The organism is Citrobacter youngae, from assembly GCF_003818115.1.
GTDB lineage: Bacteria > Pseudomonadota > Gammaproteobacteria > Enterobacterales > Enterobacteriaceae > Citrobacter > Citrobacter youngae.
On sequence record NZ_RPOI01000050.1, the window covers coordinates 1 to 1,644 of the forward strand.

Sequence of the window (1,644 nt, forward strand, 5' to 3'; positions counted from 1 at the left end):
CAGCTCAAGCTGGAACAGCAGGCGTTAATGAAAGAGTCTGATGAGGCGAGCAAAAAACGTCTTGATATGCTTAATGAAGAGCTGGACGACAAAGAGCGCCAGTACTCTGAGTTAGAAGAAGAGTGGAAAGCTGAAAAAGCGTCCCTCTCCGGCACGCAAACCATCAAGGCAGAGCTGGAACAGGCAAAAATCGCTATCGAACAGGCGCGTCGTGTCGGCGACCTGGCGCGCATGTCCGAGCTGCAGTACGGCAAAATTCCGGAACTGGAAAAACAGCTGGAAGCAGCCACCCAGTCTGAAGGCAAAACCATGCGTCTGCTGCGTAATAAAGTCACGGATGCAGAAATTGCAGAAGTGTTGGCGCGCTGGACCGGGATCCCGGTGGCTCGTATGTTGGAAGGCGAGCGGGAAAAACTGTTGCGTATGGAACAGGAGCTGCACAGCCGTGTGATTGGCCAGAACGAAGCGGTGGAAGCCGTTTCTAACGCCATCCGTCGTAGCCGCGCGGGCTTGTCCGATCCGAATCGTCCGATTGGTTCATTCCTGTTCCTTGGCCCAACCGGTGTCGGTAAAACCGAACTGTGTAAGGCGCTGGCTAATTTTATGTTCGACAGCGACGACGCGATGGTGCGTATCGATATGTCCGAGTTTATGGAGAAACATTCTGTCTCTCGTCTGGTCGGGGCGCCTCCGGGATATGTCGGTTATGAAGAAGGTGGGTATCTGACGGAAGCGGTACGCCGTCGTCCTTACTCTGTCATTCTGCTGGATGAAGTGGAAAAAGCGCATCCGGATGTATTTAACATTCTGTTGCAGGTGCTTGACGATGGTCGTTTGACTGACGGGCAGGGGAGAACGGTCGATTTCCGTAATACGGTTGTCATCATGACCTCGAACCTTGGCTCTGATCTGATTCAGGAACGCTTCGGTGAGCTGGATTATGGTCACATGAAGGATATGGTGCTGGGCGTCGTGAGCCAGAACTTCCGCCCGGAATTCATCAACCGTATAGATGAGGTTGTTGTATTCCATCCATTGGGTGAGAAACACATTGCTTCTATTGCTCAGATCCAACTGCAGCGTCTGTATAAACGTCTGGAAGAGCGTGGTTATGAAATTCACATCTCTGACGAGGCGCTTAAACTGCTGAGCGCGAATGGTTACGATCCGGTATATGGTGCACGTCCATTGAAACGTGCTATCCAGCAGCAGATCGAAAACCCGCTGGCGCAGCAAATCCTGTCTGGTGAGCTGATTCCAGGCAAAACGATTCGTCTGGAAGTGAATGACGATCGCATTGTGGCAGTGCAGTAAGTCACAAAACCTCAATAAACGGGCCCTGCGGGGCTCGTTTTTGTTTAATAACCAGGCAAGAATAGAGGTTTTGATTAAAAAGTAATCGCTTGATAAGTTTTTTGTATTTTTAACTTGTCAGTCTGAAATAACTCCCTATAATGCGCCTCCACTGACACGGAACAACGGCACGCAAGCCGCCGGGTCAGCGGGGTTCCACTGAGAACTCCGGCGAAGAAAGCGAAATTAAATGCTTGACTTCGTAGCGGGATGGCGTAATATGCACACCCCGCGCCGCTGAGAAAAAGCGAAGCGGCACTGCTCTTTAACAATTTATCAGACAATCTGTGT

The 1,644-nt window shown here is 50.9% G+C and carries 2 protein-coding genes; one reads left to right on the forward strand and one right to left on the reverse strand.

The window, feature by feature from the left end; translation table 11 throughout:
• Positions 1 to 1,314, forward strand: a 1,314-nt coding sequence (locus EHN13_RS23885; RefSeq protein ID WP_124022183.1) for an AAA family ATPase, incomplete at its 5' end; no start/stop codon positions are given.
• 74 nt (positions 1,315 to 1,388) lie between these two features.
• On the opposite strand, the gene EHN13_RS24170 is transcribed toward EHN13_RS23885, so the two are convergent.
• A partial coding sequence (locus EHN13_RS24170; RefSeq protein ID WP_211339292.1) for a hypothetical protein occupies positions 1,389 to 1,644 on the reverse strand: 256 nt, incomplete at its 5' end.